Source organism: Tyzzerella sp. An114 (assembly GCF_002161055.1).
GTDB lineage: Bacteria > Bacillota > Clostridia > Lachnospirales > Anaerotignaceae > Fimicola > Fimicola cottocaccae.
This window is the reverse complement of sequence record NZ_NFLT01000009.1, coordinates 26,356-39,565: the sequence shown is the minus strand read 5'-3', so window position 1 is coordinate 39,565 and position 13,210 is coordinate 26,356. Positions and strand designations below refer to the sequence as shown.

15 protein-coding genes and 1 other annotated feature are annotated in these 13,210 nt (G+C 30.8%); of the genes, 12 read left to right on the top strand and 3 right to left on the bottom strand.

Going from position 1 to position 13,210, the window contains the following annotated elements; all coding sequences use genetic code 11:
* The first annotated feature begins 38 nt into the window (after window positions 1–38).
* The 6 genes from B5E58_RS09330 to B5E58_RS09305 are packed head-to-tail and all read left to right on the top strand — an operon-like array spanning window position 39 to window position 3,886.
* On the top strand, window positions 39–1,085 hold the full coding sequence (locus B5E58_RS09330) for a type II secretion system F family protein (protein WP_088109403.1): 1,047 nt from the start codon (window positions 39–41) through the stop codon (window positions 1,083–1,085).
* Between the two features lie 13 nt (window positions 1,086–1,098).
* Complete coding sequence (locus B5E58_RS09325) at window positions 1,099–1,419, top strand: hypothetical protein (protein ID WP_088109402.1); 321 nt, start codon at window positions 1,099–1,101, stop codon at window positions 1,417–1,419.
* 2 nt (window positions 1,420–1,421) lie between these two features.
* Window positions 1,422–1,907, top strand: a complete 486-nt coding sequence (locus B5E58_RS09320; RefSeq protein WP_088109401.1) for a DUF4860 domain-containing protein — start codon at window positions 1,422–1,424, stop codon at window positions 1,905–1,907.
* Window positions 1,908–2,318, top strand: a complete 411-nt coding sequence (locus B5E58_RS09315; RefSeq protein WP_088109400.1) for a hypothetical protein — start codon at window positions 1,908–1,910, stop codon at window positions 2,316–2,318.
* 16 nt (window positions 2,319–2,334) lie between these two features.
* Window positions 2,335–2,796 carry a hypothetical protein gene (locus B5E58_RS09310; protein ID WP_088109399.1) on the top strand — a complete coding sequence of 154 codons (462 nt, stop codon included), beginning with the start codon at window positions 2,335–2,337 and terminating at the stop codon, window positions 2,794–2,796.
* Between the two features lie 19 nt (window positions 2,797–2,815).
* Complete coding sequence (locus tag B5E58_RS09305) at window positions 2,816–3,886, top strand: type IV pilus twitching motility protein PilT (RefSeq protein WP_088109398.1); 1,071 nt, start codon at window positions 2,816–2,818, stop codon at window positions 3,884–3,886.
* A gap of 32 nt (window positions 3,887–3,918) precedes the next feature.
* Here the strand turns inward: B5E58_RS09305 and B5E58_RS09300 are convergent, their stop codons facing one another.
* From B5E58_RS09300 to B5E58_RS09290, 3 genes are all read right to left on the bottom strand, one after another.
* Entirely contained in the window at window positions 3,919–4,371 is a 453-nt protein-coding gene (locus B5E58_RS09300) for a hypothetical protein (protein ID WP_088109397.1), read from the bottom strand.
* 20 nt (window positions 4,372–4,391) lie between these two features.
* The gene (locus B5E58_RS09295; RefSeq protein ID WP_088109396.1) at window positions 4,392–5,600 is read right to left on the bottom strand and encodes a bacterial transcriptional activator domain-containing protein; all 1,209 of its coding nucleotides are present in this window, start codon (window positions 5,598–5,600) and stop codon (window positions 4,392–4,394) included.
* Window positions 5,601–5,848: 248 nt separating this feature from the next.
* The gene (locus B5E58_RS09290; RefSeq protein ID WP_088109395.1) at window positions 5,849–7,192 is read right to left on the bottom strand and encodes an MATE family efflux transporter; all 1,344 of its coding nucleotides are present in this window, start codon (window positions 7,190–7,192) and stop codon (window positions 5,849–5,851) included.
* Window positions 7,193–7,404: 212 nt separating this feature from the next.
* Between B5E58_RS09290 and B5E58_RS09285 the strand changes: the two genes are divergently transcribed.
* From B5E58_RS09285 to leuD, 6 genes are all read left to right on the top strand, one after another.
* Window positions 7,405–7,773, top strand: coding sequence for a GntR family transcriptional regulator (locus tag B5E58_RS09285; RefSeq protein ID WP_088109394.1), 369 nt, complete (start codon window positions 7,405–7,407; stop codon window positions 7,771–7,773).
* A gap of 1 nt (window position 7,774) precedes the next feature.
* The gene (locus B5E58_RS09280) at window positions 7,775–8,470 is read left to right on the top strand and encodes an ABC transporter ATP-binding protein (protein WP_088109393.1); all 696 of its coding nucleotides are present in this window, start codon (window positions 7,775–7,777) and stop codon (window positions 8,468–8,470) included.
* Window positions 8,470–9,246: a hypothetical protein gene (locus tag B5E58_RS09275; RefSeq protein ID WP_088109392.1), complete on the top strand. Its 777-nt coding sequence runs from the start codon at window positions 8,470–8,472 to the stop codon at window positions 9,244–9,246. Before B5E58_RS09280 ends, B5E58_RS09275 begins: the two co-directional genes overlap by 1 nt.
* Before the next feature lie 132 nt (window positions 9,247–9,378).
* Window positions 9,379–9,630: a binding site (T-box leader), on the top strand.
* Between the two features lie 120 nt (window positions 9,631–9,750).
* Window positions 9,751–11,436, top strand: a complete 1,686-nt coding sequence (gene leuA, locus B5E58_RS09270) for a 2-isopropylmalate synthase (protein WP_088109391.1) — start codon at window positions 9,751–9,753, stop codon at window positions 11,434–11,436.
* A 3-nt stretch (window positions 11,437–11,439) separates the two neighbouring features.
* Window positions 11,440–12,711, top strand: a complete 1,272-nt coding sequence (gene leuC, locus B5E58_RS09265; protein ID WP_088109390.1) for a 3-isopropylmalate dehydratase large subunit — start codon at window positions 11,440–11,442, stop codon at window positions 12,709–12,711.
* On the top strand, window positions 12,711–13,205 hold the full coding sequence (gene leuD / locus B5E58_RS09260) for a 3-isopropylmalate dehydratase small subunit (RefSeq protein WP_088109389.1): 495 nt from the start codon (window positions 12,711–12,713) through the stop codon (window positions 13,203–13,205). The genes leuC and leuD overlap by 1 nt, the downstream gene beginning before the upstream one ends.
* The last annotated feature ends 5 nt before the right edge of the window (window positions 13,206–13,210 follow it).

Sequence of the window (13,210 nt, the reverse complement as noted above, 5' to 3'; positions counted from 1 at the left end):
TATTTATAAAAAGCCTTCGAAAGGAGCGAATATTAATAATGAGTTCAAAACAAACACTTCCCGCAGACATATTATCTGCATTTTGTTTGGAAGTATCAATGCTTTTAAAGTCAGGTATGCCAATAGCTGACGGTATAAGAATAGTTTTAAATGAAGAAAACTCAAAAAAAGGTAAAGAAATTCTTGAAAACATATGTCATAGTCTTGATATGGGAACACCTTTCTGTGAAGCCTTAAAAGAAACAGAAAGTTTTCCTGATTATATGGTGTCTATGGTAATGCTTGGAGAGAGAACAGGTTCTTTAGAAAAAATATTAAATGAACTTTATGTATATTACAAGAGAGAAGATGAGCTTAAAGACACAATAAAAAGTGCCTTAACATATCCTCTTATTATGACAGGTATACTTCTCATTGTACTTTTTATACTTACAACAAAAGTTCTTCCTATATTTGAAAATGTATTTTTACAGTTAGGCTCTGAAATGCCAAAAACAGCAGTAACAATTATGAATATAGGCAACGCTCTTTCAGGAGCAGCTCTCTATATAACAGCTATTGTTATAATACTTTTAATAGTAGTATTTATAATGTCAAAAAACGAAAAAGGAGCTGCAAAGCTTTCAGCCATAAGAAATTCACTTACAAAGAATTCAAAAACATCAGAAGCAATAGGCATATCAAGACTTACTTCAGCTCTTGCTTTAACAATGTCTGCTGGATATGACACTTTTGACGCCCTTGAACTTGGAATGGAACTTTCAGATAATCCAAAAATAAAAGATAAAATAAAATCCTGTGTTATTCTTATACAAAACGGAAGCTCTTTTTCAGAAGCATTAGAAACATCAGGAATTATAAAAAGTATACACGCTTCAATGTTATCAATAGGATTTCAGACAGGTTCATCAGAAGAAGTTATGAAAGAAATATCCGAAAAATATACAACAGAGGCAGAAAATAAAATAAATAATCTTATATCATCAATAGAGCCTGCCATAGTAATTGCTCTTTCAATACTTGTTGGAATAATTCTTTTGTCAGTAATGATGCCTGTTTGGGGTATAATGTCTTCTATCGGTTAAGAGGTGATTTATTGTGATATTTACAAAAAACAAAAAAAGAAATTTTTCAAAAATCACAGTATTTCTTTTTATACTGTTTTCAGGAATGATATATCTTTTTTCAATTTCAGCTCAAGACAGTAATGATGGACAGACAGAAAAATATATTGAAGACGCAATACAAAAAGCAGCTTTCCACTGTTATGCAGCTGAGGGAAGTTTTCCTCCTGACATGGAATATCTTACAAAAAACTACGGAATACTTTTTGACACTGACAAATACATAGCCGATTATCAAAGTAGAGGCGGAAATATTCCACCTGATATATTTGTTTCAAGGAAAGGAAAGAATTGACAATGGAAATAAGAAGTTCAAAACATGGTCATAGACTGCATACCCTTGTAATACTTATTCTTTTCCTTGTATTTGCATTATCATCGGTATCAGTTCTTATGTATGGAACAAAAGTTTATAAAAGTGTAACAGAAAAAACAAATGAAAATTACAGTCTTAGAACAGGTCTTATATATTTATCAAATAAAATAAAAGCTGCTGATAAATCATCAATATATATGGATACATATCAAAAAGTTGATATGCTTGTAATACCTGAGGAAATAGAAGGACAGATGTATGAAACAAGAATATATTGTTATAATGGTCAATTAAGAGAAATATTCACAGATGTAGGAAATGATATACCTCTTGACGGTGGACTTTATATAACAGATATGAAAAATTTGACTATAAGTGAAAAAAATAAAGGGCTTTTGGAGATAGAAGCTGAATATGAAGATATAGGAAAAAGAAAACTTATTGTAAATATAAAGGAGGAACAGTAAATGAGTAAAAAAAATAACTCTTCACTGCTTTTTCTTACAGAGCTTATGGGTGTTGTTCTCATATTTTCAATATGTGCTGCAATATCTGTAAATATATTTACAAACGCCTACGAAAAATCAGTGAAATCTTCTGTAAATACAGCAATTACAATAGAAAGTGAAAATATAATACAATGTTTAAAATATTCTGATGGCAATACAGATATACTTTCACAGTATTATAATGTCTCAAAAGAAAATGGAAACTTAATATTATATTTCAATGAAAATATAAATCCTTCCAATTATAAAACTTCAAAATATCATGCTGAAATATCAGAAAATAAAGAGGATAATATTTCAGTTTTTTCAATAAATTTTTTTGAAAATGAAATTACAGAACCTGTATACTCAATAAAAACAGGTATTTAAAAGGAGGTTTAAAAATATGAATAATGAAAGAAAAAATCTTCCTTCAATACCAATAGGTATAACTTCACTTATAACTATATTTATAGTTATATGTATATCAATATTTTCTGTACTTTCATTTGTTCATGCAAACAATGATTACAATCTTTCAGTTAAAACAGGAGATTATATAAAATCATATAATGATGCTGATATAATAACAGAAAAAATAGTTTCTGAGATAAAATTATCAAATACAATAGAAAACTTAAATGTCAAAAACATTATAAAAGAAAATAATTGTACTATTGAAAACACAGAAAATGGAACATTTACATTAACTGTCCCTATAAATGATACAATGGATTTAAAAACAGTTTTATTATATAATGATACAAAAGGATTTATTGAGAAAGAGAGAACTACTTATTCAAAAGCTTCTGAAAATGAAGGCAGTGGATATTTAGAGCTTTTTGATATAAATGCAGAATTAGAGTAAAAAAAGGGGGATTAATATTTTGAAAGATATAGTTGAAATATTAAAAAGAGCTGTTGAGCTTGAAACAGCTGACGTCTTTATAGTGGCCGGAATTCCTGTATCATTCAAGATACATAATACAATAAATCACAGTGAAGGAGAAAAGCTTCTTCCTAGCGATACAGAAAAACTTATACTTCAAATGTATGAATTAGCAGGAAACAGAGACCCAAAACTTCTCACAGAAAGAGGAGATGATGACTTTTCATTCTCTATTACAGGTCTTTCACGTTTCAGAGTAAACACATACAAACAGAGAGGTTCTCTTGCAGCAGTAATAAGAATAATACGCTTTGAACTTCCAGACTATAAAAAACTTAACATACCTGAAAATGTAATGAGTATAGCAGATAAAACAGGAGGCTTTGTACTTGTTACAGGACCAGCAGCCAGCGGAAAGAGTATGACTTTAGCATGTATAATAGATGCAATAAACGAAAAACGCAACAGTCATATAATAACTCTTGAAGACCCTATTGAGTATCTTCACAGACATAAAAATAGCATTGTAAGCCAAAGAGAGCTTGAAATGGACACAGCAAGTTTTGTTGGAGCTTTAAGAGCAGCCATGAGACAATCACCTGATGTAATACTTGTAGGAGAAATGCGTGATTTTGAAACTATAAGAACAGCAGTTACAGCAGCAGAAACAGGTCATATGATAATATCAACACTCCACACTGTTGGAGCAGCAAACAGCATTGACCGTATAATAGATGCTTTTCCAGTTGACCAGCAACAGCAAATAAGAGTACAGCTTTCAATGGTATTAAGTGCAGTAATATCTCAGCAGCTTATCCCTACTGTTGATGGAAAAGTTATACCAGCCTTTGAAGTTATGTTTGTAAATTCAGCAATAAGAAATCTTATTCGTGAATCAAAGATACATCAGATAGACAATGTTATAATGACGTCAGCAAAAGAAAATATGATTTCAATGGATACAAGTATATTAAAACTTTATACTGATGGTAAAATATCATATGATAATGCAGTAAAACACAGTGTAAATCCTGTACAGATGATTAAAAAAATAGAAATGATGAGATAAAAAAAACGGCTTTAAAAAGCCGTTTTTTTAATTTATTTGAATACACTGTCTATTATTTTAAGAAGTTCAAAAACACTTCTAAAGTCCTCTGTTTTTCCGCCTTCTCTCCAAGTAATATTACCCTGCCAAGAAGCATTCTGACGGAAACGTATTTTTATATAAAATGTGGCAATATCGCCTTTTTTATCATACTCGTTAAAATCACTTATTTTTACAAGTCTATTTTTATCTTCATCGGAAAATTTATTGTTTTCGTCTTCATTATCATAAAAACTTCTGTCTTTCTCATACTTTTTAGGACTTCCTGTCATATTCATTATTTGTTCCATTGAAAAAAGCATTTCGACAGTTGAGTTAAAACTAACCTCATCACCATAATGATTATTTATAAAACTTCCTCTGAGACTTTTATTCATATAGCTGTCAATAGAGACTGTATATATTGATATATCATATGGAACCCCTGTACTCATAGATATAAGCATTAAAATTCACCTTCCTTAAATTATGATGTGGTATCCGGATTTACTGCTCTTATGTCATAAGTAATGTCAATGTTAACTTTAGGGTATTCTCTCTTGTATGTCTTAATAATTCTGTCCATAACAAGATTACCATCTTCAACATTAACCATAGGAAGTAAAAGAACAACCTGATTAGGGCTATATCTTGATATAACATCTCCTCGTCTTAAACTCTTACAACATATATCTATTACACATTTCATTATTGTATCAAGTCTTTCAGGTTTTATAGCTTTTCTGGCTGTACTCTCAATATTCATTACAGCCATAAACATTGTACCACCTGAACGCTCAAGACATCTGGCTTCAAGATGATATATTTCTTTAAATACACCAAATTCACATATAAAAGCACCCTTCTCAGCACTTTCAGCCTCAAGACTTTTCTGTATTATGTCTATATCTGTTTCTTTCTTTTTCTGGAGACTTACTATTTTACCATAGAGATTTCTTATCTCCTCATCAATCTGTACTCCAAGTTTTGAATAATAAAGCTTTGTTATATAATTATAATGTTTCAAAGCCTCATCATTTCTTCCAAGTTCAAGATATGTGTTTATTATCTCGTAATTAAAATACTGGTCATACATATCAATATCAAGAACTTTTTTACATATTTCAACAACAGTTTCATGGTCATTTTTCTCTTTAAGAAGAAAAACTGCATTTCTCATTGCTGTTAAAAATATATTGCTATAATAATTTCTTTTTGGAATAACCCAATTTGCATCAGCAGACTTCGGCAAAAGGTTTCCTTTATATATTTCAGCAGCCTTTTTATATATCTCAAGACATTTTTCAGGCTCATCAAAATATCTTTCAGCATCAACACAGAGCATTTCAAAATTTTCAGCATCTATATTATATAAAAGCTCTGGATTAAGCTGATAGCAACCTCTCTTTGTTATGATTATGTCTTCAAGTTCTTCTATTTCATTTGTTTCAACAGAATTTCTAAAACGGCAGAGCATTGTTTTTAAAGCTCCAGAAGATTTATCAGTTTTTTCTTTTCCCCATAAATTTTCTATAAGCTCTGCAAAAGGAACTGGTCTTTCTCTGTTTAAAATAAGATACTCGATAAACATTCTCATTTTTTTACTGTGATTAATAAATTTATTAAAGTCCTCACTGGCATTGTTAAGACTAAACTCCCCAAGTAACGTAATGTCAATGACTTTATTTGTGGTCATAAACTCGTGCCACCTCCGTTAAACGTTATGTCAATTAGAAATTATCAATTATAATTATACTTTGAACAGGTAAAGAATGTCAACAAAATAAGTCACTTTTGCATAAAATTAGAACTTTGTAACTAAAAAAGCTGTTATATTATATATAATAACAGTTTTGTATAAAATAATAAACAAAATTTGTTGTGAAAATTTGTTCCATAAATATAAAATATATTTACTTATATTTTAACCCATTTAATAATAATTTATATTATTTTCTTATTTTTCCAAACTCCACTTTTCCAACGGAATATAAATACAATTCCTCGTATACATTCATCAGCAGTCATGGCAATCCATATTCCTACAAGTCCCAAACCAAAAACTTCTGAAAGTATAAATCCTCCAAGAACAGCTACAAGCCAAACATTTATTATTCCCAATGTGATTGGAAATTTTATGTCTCCCGCAGCACTTAATGCTCTTACAAATATCATATTGCATGAACGCCCCAATTCAAGAAATATATCTATAAACATTATTTTCTTTCCAAGCTCTATTACTTCCCTATTATCTGTAAAAAATCCAAAGCAATAATCACTTATAAAAAATATAACAACAGATATTACAAAGGCTGTAATCATTGCAATTCTTAATGTTTTCCAAACTCTTTTTTCTGTATTTTCAACATCTCCAGCTCCTATAAGATATCCAACCATTATTTGACCAGCCTGAGAAACAGCTGCACCATAAACATAAGAAAAATTTGCAAATATACTTGCATATGCTTTTGTTGATATTATGGCGGAACCAAAAGTATTTATCATTCTTTGAATTGCAATCTGTGATAAATTATAAGAAAGAGACTCTCCACCAGAAGGTATACCTATGCCCATAAGTTTTTTGAATTCTCCAAAAGGGAAAGGATATATATGAGAAAGTCTAAGTTTTGCTCCTGTTTTCTTTCTAAATATTATGTATATAACAATTACACCTATAAAACGGCTTATATTACTTGAAACAGCCGCTCCAGCAACTCCCATTGCTGGTATATTTCCAAAACCATTTATAAGTATAAAGTTTCCTCCTATATTTATTGCATTTACAATGAAAGAAACAATCATACTATATTTCATAAATGTATTACTTCTAAGTATTGCACCAAAAGTTAAATATATTGATTGTAAAAATATAAAACTTCCTATTATTTTAATATAACTTTCAGTTTCTCCTATAATATCATAAGGTACTTTTAACCACTCTAAAATTTGTCTTCCAAAAACAAGAAAAACAAAACTTATTATAAGACTGAATATAAAGTTTACAAAAATTGATAATGTATATGTCTGTTCAACCTTCTTTTTATCCCCTGCTCCAAGATACAATGAAATTATTATTGTAGTAGCTGTACATATAACACTAAATATAATTATAAGAAGGTTCATAATCTGATTGGCATTTGCTATTGCTCCAACAGCATTTGCAGAATATTTTCCAACCATTATCTGGTCAACATTTCCAACAAGCATCTGAAGTATAAGCTCTATAAATATAGGCCAAATCATCTTTTGAAGATAACCTTTTTGATTTATTTTTTCATAATCTGTCATTTCTTATTTACACACCCCATTTTTATTATTTTTTAAACACAAATTATCATTATATTTCACTGTATATATATGTCAATAAAACTAAAAAATGTTTTTATAAAAATACAATAATATAAATTATTTCAAAATTCTTAAGACTATTGACAACTAAACATAATCCTTGTATTATTGTATTAAGAGGTTAATACAATAATACAAGGAGCGTGATACTATTGAAAAAAGATTTCGATAACAATCTTCCTATATACATACAGATAATAGATGAAATAAAAATAATGATAGCTTCTGGAAATCTAAAAGCAGGAGACAAATTACCATCTGTAAGGGATATGGCACAAGAATTTGGTGTAAATCCAAATACAATGCAGAGAGCATTTTCAGAGCTTGAGCGTGAAAATCTTGTTTTTGCAGAGAGAACTTCTGGAAGATTTATAACAAATGATGGAGGGGTTATTGTGGAGCTTAGAAATATATTAGCTGAAAAAGAGCTTGAAAAATTTATGGAGTATATGAAAAAAATAGGCTGTACAGAAGATGAAGTCATTGAAAAAATTAAAAATATGAGCAGGAGTGAAAAATAGTATGGCAAATATAGTTGAAATTAAAAATCTTTCAAAAAGCTATGGAAAAAAATCTGTTTTAAAAGATATAAGTTTTACAATAGCAGAAGGTCAAATTGTAGGACTTTTTGGACCTAACGGCAGCGGAAAAACAACACTTTTAAAGACAATGGCAGGACTTTTAAAGGAATACTCAGGAGACTTAAAAATAGACAATGAAAATATAGGTATACATACAAAATCAGTAATTTCATATCTTCCTGAGAAAACATATTTCGACAAAAACATGACAGCAAAAAATGCAATATCAATATTTAAAGATTTTTATGCTGATTTCAATGAAGAAAAGGCAAGAAATATGTTGATAGACCTTTCACTTTCAGAAACACAAAAAATAGGAACAATGTCAAAGGGCATGCAAGAAAAATTACAGCTTATAATGGTTATGTCAAGAGACGCAAAACTTTATATGCTTGATGAACCCCTTGGAGGAGTTGACCCAGCATCAAGGGATTATATACTTGACACAATAATAAAAAACTATAATGAAAAAAGCTCAATTTTACTTTCAACACATCTTATACATGATGTTGAAAGAATATTTGACAAAGCTCTTTTTATAAAAAATGGAACTATTGTTTTAAATGAATATGTTGACATTATAAGAGAAGACAAAGGAATGTCTATTGACGAACTTTTCAGGGAGGTGTATAAATAATGTTTTTCAAACTTTTAAAATATGATTTAAAATCAATATATAAATCAATACTAATAATAGATATTGTTATGATTTTAGCTTGTGGTTTAACTCTTGGAACAGCAAATACAAGATTTAAAAACGATATTATACTTGGAATACTTGGTATGACTACATCATTTATAATAATAGGTGCAATAGTTGTATATTTTTATACTATATTAAAAAGATATAGCAAAAGTATTTATGGTAACGAAGGTTATTTATTAAATACACTTCCTGTCAAACCTTGGGAAATAGTTTTATCAAAAATAGTTTCAGCCATTATAATGGGAATATTGACACTTTTATGTGGTATATTATGTATATTTATATTTTTTATGAGTGTAAACATACATATATCGGACATAATATATTTATTTAATTATTACGGATATAATATATTTTTATCATTATTACTTTTTGGATTTATGTGTGTATTAGCAACAATAGTTGAAATAATAAAAATTTATGCTGTAATATCAATAGCCCATATAAGTATATTTGACAGATTTAGAGTTATATTTGGCATTGTTTTATACTTTATAATAATGCAGCTTGAAAGTCTTTTCATAGAATTTTCATTCGGAAATATACTTTATAATTTTGATAACTTAACAGAGCTGACACAGGCAAGTGAATTATTATCATCATTTAATATGTATAATATAGCTTCTATTATATATTGTATTGTTATGGGTATAATATGGTATTTTATATCTGTAACAGTTATAAACAAAAAACTTTATGTAAAATGAATAAGTACAACGGTTTACTAAATCAATATACTTTTATATTAGTGTAAATTATACAGAATATACAAAAAAATTGTATTGATTTTATTGACACCGTCATTAAATTGTGATAAATTATCTCATATAAAAATCAAGATAAACACTATGAAAAGGAATAGTAAATTCATGGAGGAATTCAGAGAGCTGTCGGTTGGTGAAAGACAGTATTCCAAAATGTTTTGAACTCGCCTTGGAGTGGCACACTGAAAGAAATTATAGGCTGTGCCGGAGGTTCACCGTTAAAAGAACAGGATATACGATTTTTTTCAAGTATCTGACGAGTGTACTCCAACTGGGAGTAAATAAGAGTGGTACCGTGGAAGTGTTATATAACCTTTCATCTCTAATATAATAGAGATGAAAGGTTTTTTTGATTTAAAGAACATTTAATTTTGGGGGAAATTAAATTTTTTTAAACTTTAACTTTGATTTTGGGGAAATTAAGAGTGGAAAGGAAGATTTTTTAATATGAAAAATTATCAGAAATACAGACCTTATGAAACAGTTGATTTAAAAGACAGAACTTGGCCTAACAAAAAAATCGAAAAAGCTCCTATATGGTGTAGTGTTGACCTTAGAGATGGAAATCAGGCCCTTGAAACTCCAATGGGACTTAATCAAAAGCTGAACTTTTTCAACTTCCTTGTAAAAACAGGATTTAAAGAAATAGAAATAGGCTTCCCTGCCGCTTCAGATACAGAATACGAATTTACAAGAGAACTTATAGAAAACAGACTTATACCTGATGATGTAACAGTACAGGTTCTTACACAGTCAAGAGGACATATTATAGAAAGAACTTTTAAGGCTTTAAGAGGAGTTAAAAAAGCTGTTGTTCATCTTTACAACTCAACATCAACACTTCAGAGAGATGTTGTTTTTGGAAACAGCAAAGAACAGACAATAGACCTTGCTGTATACGGTGCAAAACTTGTTAAAGAAATGGCTGCAAAATATCCTGAAACAGATTTCACATTTGAATATTCACCTGAAAGTTTTACAGGAACAGAAATGGATTTTGCTGCTGAAATATGTAACGCTGTAATAGATGTATGGGAACCAACACCAGAGAAGAAAGTTATAATAAATCTTCCTTCAACTGTTGAAATGGGAACACCAAACCTCTATGCAGACCAAATTGAATATATGGGAAGAAACCTTAAAAACAGAGAAAACGTTATAATAAGCCTTCATGCTCATAATGACAGAGGAACAGCCGTAGCAGCAACAGAACTTGCTATGATGGCAGGAGCTGACAGAGTTGAGGGAACACTCTTTGGAAATGGTGAGAGAACAGGAAACTGTGACATTATGAATGTTGGTATGAACCTTTTTACACAGGGAATTGACCCTGGACTTGATTTTAGTAACATAAATGATCTTATAGAAATTTATGAAAGCTCAACAAGAATGAACGTGCACCCAAGACATCCTTATGCTGGTGAACTTGTATATACAGCATTCTCTGGCTCACATCAGGATGCTATAAGAAAAGGTATGGAAGCTATGAAAAAACATCCAGACAGATGGGAAGTTCCATATCTCCCTATTGACCCTGTTGATGTTGGAAGAACATATGACCCAATTATCCGTATAAACAGCCAGTCTGGAAAAGGTGGAGTTACATTCATACTTGAACAGAACTATGGTCTCCATATGCCAAAATCTTTCCAGAAAGACGTTGGAGCAGTTGTAACTCATGTTTCAGATGAATTACAGTCTGAAGTAAGTCCAGAAAAGATTTATGAAATATTCAAACAGGAATATGTTGATATAAGAACACCATTCCAGCTTACAACACATCGTTCAACAACAGTTGACAGTGATTGGGATATAGTAAACATAGAGGCAGAAATACTTTATAAGGGTGAGAAACACTTTATAACAGGAGAAGGAAACGGTGTTGTTTCTGCATTCTGTCGTGCTATTGAAGATTTCCTTAATATACATATTGATATTATAGACTATCGTGGTCACTCAATGGAGCTTGGTACAAAAGCTAGAGCTATTTCATACATTGAGACAAGAGGAGAAAATGGTAAGAGATATTACGGAGCAGGTACATCAAGCAGTGTAAGCAAATCTTCACTTCGTGCCGTTGTAAGTACAGTAAATAAAATGCTTAGAGACATGGAAAAGACAGAGGAGGAATAAAAAATGGGAATGACAATGACACAAAAAATACTTGCTCATGCGGCAGGTCTTGAAAGTGTTAAAGCTGGAGAGCTTATACAGGCAAAACTTGACATAGTAATGGGAAATGATATAACAACAGCTGTTGCAATACCTGAATTTAAAAAAACAGGTGCAAAAAATGTTTTTGATAAAGACAAAGTTGTAATTGTACTTGACCACTTTACACCAAACAAAGATATTAAAGCTGCTGAACAGTGTAAATGTAGCCGTGAATTTGCCTTTGATAAAGAAATCAAAAATTTCTTTGACGTTGGTGAAATGGGTATTGAACACGCCCTTCTCCCTGAAAAAGGTATTGTTGTACCAGGAGATGTAATTATCGGTGCTGACTCTCACACTTGTACATATGGTGCTTTAGGTGCTTTCTCAACAGGTATAGGAAGTACAGACATGGCAATAGGTATGGCAACAGGTGAAGCATGGTTTAAAGTACCTTCTGCAATAAAATTTAATATTGTTGGAAAAATGCCTAAGAATGTAAGTGGTAAAGACGTTATACTCCACATTATAGGTCTTATAGGTGTTGACGGTGCATTATACAAATCAATGGAATTTGTTGGTGAAGGAATTAAAGAAATATCAATGGACGGAAGATTTACAATAGCAAATATGGCTATTGAAGCCGGTGCAAAAAACGGTATATTCCCTGTTGATGACCTTACAATAGAATATGTAAAAGAACATTCAAACAAAGAATATAAAGTTTTTGAAGCTGATGAAGATGCAGAGTATGAGGCAGAATATACAATAGATTTAAGTACATTAAGACCTACTGTTGCATTCCCTCACCTTCCAGAAAACACAAAGACAGTTGATGAAGCTGGAGATGTAAAAATTGACCAGGTTGTAATCGGTTCTTGTACAAATGGACGTTTTGAAGATATGAAAATTGCAGCTGATATTTTAAGAGGAAGACACGTTGCAAAAGGTGTAAGAACAATAGTTATTCCTGCAACACAGCAAATTTATCTTGACTGTATAAAAGCTGGATATGTTGAAGATATAATCAAAGCTGGAGCAATATTCTCAACACCAACTTGTGGCCCTTGCCTTGGTGGACACATGGGAATACTTGCAAAAGGTGAAAGATGTGTTTCAACAACAAACAGAAACTTTGTTGGACGTATGGGACATGTTGAAAGTGAAGTTTATCTTGCAAGCCCTGCTGTTGCAGCAGCCTCTGCAATAACAGGAAAAATAACAGACCCTGATAAATTGGAGGTAATTGAATAATGGAAGCAAAAGGAAGAGTTTTTAAATACGGAGACAATGTTGATACAGACGTTATAATACCAGCAAGATACCTTAATGTTTCTAGCGGTGAGGAGCTTGCAAAATACTGTATGATTGATATAGATGCAGACTTTGTTAATAAAGTTCAGAAAGGCGATATTATTGTTGCAAACAAAAACTTTGGCTGTGGTTCATCTCGTGAACACGCACCTCTTGCAATAAAATGTGCAGGAGTTAGCTGTGTAATAGCTTCAACATTTGCAAGAATATTTTACAGAAACGCTATAAATATTGGTCTTCCAATACTTGAATGTGATGAAGCTGCAAAAGATATTGAAGAAGGAAATGAAGTTTCAATTGATTTCAATACAGGTATAATAACAAACATAACAAAAAACAAAACATATCAGGCACAGGCATTCCCTCCATTTATACAGAAAATAATGGAGAATGATGGTCTTGTTGAATACACAAAGAGAAAAATAAACGACTGACAAAA

Bases quoted from the DNA above. Each gene is read 5' to 3' on its own strand.
- B5E58_RS09330 (WP_088109403.1), top strand. From the start codon at position 39: ATGAGTTCAAAACAAACACTTCCCGCAGACATATTATCTGCATTTTGT.
- B5E58_RS09310 (WP_088109399.1), top strand. From the start codon at position 2,335: ATGAATAATGAAAGAAAAAATCTTCCTTCAATACCAATAGGTATAACT.
- B5E58_RS09290 (WP_088109395.1), bottom strand. From the start codon at position 7,192: ATGACAGATTATGAAAAAATAAATCAAAAAGGTTATCTTCAAAAGATG.
- leuC (WP_088109390.1), top strand. From the start codon at position 11,440: ATGGGAATGACAATGACACAAAAAATACTTGCTCATGCGGCAGGTCTT.
- B5E58_RS09315 (WP_088109400.1), top strand. From the start codon at position 1,908: ATGAGTAAAAAAAATAACTCTTCACTGCTTTTTCTTACAGAGCTTATG.
- B5E58_RS09300 (WP_088109397.1), bottom strand. From the start codon at position 4,371: ATGCTTATATCTATGAGTACAGGGGTTCCATATGATATATCAATATAT.
- leuA (WP_088109391.1), top strand. From the start codon at position 9,751: ATGAAAAATTATCAGAAATACAGACCTTATGAAACAGTTGATTTAAAA.
- B5E58_RS09280 (WP_088109393.1), top strand. From the start codon at position 7,775: ATGGCAAATATAGTTGAAATTAAAAATCTTTCAAAAAGCTATGGAAAA.
- leuD (WP_088109389.1), top strand. From the start codon at position 12,711: ATGGAAGCAAAAGGAAGAGTTTTTAAATACGGAGACAATGTTGATACA.
- B5E58_RS09275 (WP_088109392.1), top strand. From the start codon at position 8,470: ATGTTTTTCAAACTTTTAAAATATGATTTAAAATCAATATATAAATCA.
- B5E58_RS09320 (WP_088109401.1), top strand. From the start codon at position 1,422: ATGGAAATAAGAAGTTCAAAACATGGTCATAGACTGCATACCCTTGTA.
- B5E58_RS09295 (WP_088109396.1), bottom strand. From the start codon at position 5,600: ATGACCACAAATAAAGTCATTGACATTACGTTACTTGGGGAGTTTAGT.